The sequence below is a fragment of the Candidatus Symbiopectobacterium sp. NZEC135 genome, assembly GCF_025962695.1.
This window is the reverse complement of sequence record NZ_JAGFPF010001201.1, coordinates 1-661: the sequence shown is the minus strand read 5'-3', so window position 1 is coordinate 661 and position 661 is coordinate 1. Positions and strand designations below refer to the sequence as shown.

The following is a 661-nucleotide window of genomic DNA, read 5'->3' as shown; positions in this document are numbered from 1 at the left end:
AGCAACCCGTTTGAAACCGAGCAGTTGATCATCTGCTCCCTACGTTTTGTTCAGAAAAATGCGGCGCGCTTTGAACAATTGCTGGCGGCACATTGGGATTTGCTGGTAGTCGATGAAGCACATCACCTCTCCTGGAGCGAAGCCGCTCCTAGCCCTGAATATCAGGCGATTGAACAGCTGGCACAGCGCATTCCTGCCGTGCTGCTGCTGACGGCAACCCCTGAGCAGCTCGGTCAGGAGAGCCACTTTGCTCGTTTGCGGCTGTTAGATCCAAACCGTTTCCACGACTACCGTGAATTCGTAAAAGAGCAGCAGCAGTATCGTCCGGTGGCAGATGCGGTTGCGCTACTGCTTGCCGGTGAAAACCTCAGCAAAGATGAGATGAACCTGCTCACCGAACTGCTGAGCGAGCAAGACTGCGAACCGCTGCTCAAAGCGGTCAATAGCGACACCGACGATCGCCAAACGGCGCGTCAGGAACTGATCGCCATGCTGATGGACAGGCACGGCACCAGCCGCGTGCTGTTCCGCAATACGCGCCAAGGCGTAAAAGGCTTCCCGCAGCGGGTGCTGCATCAGATCAAGTTACCGCTGCCCGCGCAATACCAGACCGCCATTAAAGTTTCCGGCATCATGAGCGGCGGTAAAACGCCGGAAGCAC

Annotated in this window: 1 protein-coding gene; it reads left to right on the top strand. The window is 56.6% G+C overall.

Features of this window, described 5'->3' with window-relative positions:
* Positions 1 to 661: SNF2-related protein (locus J5224_RS33330; RefSeq protein WP_264629173.1), on the top strand; the 661-nt coding region annotated here is incomplete at both ends.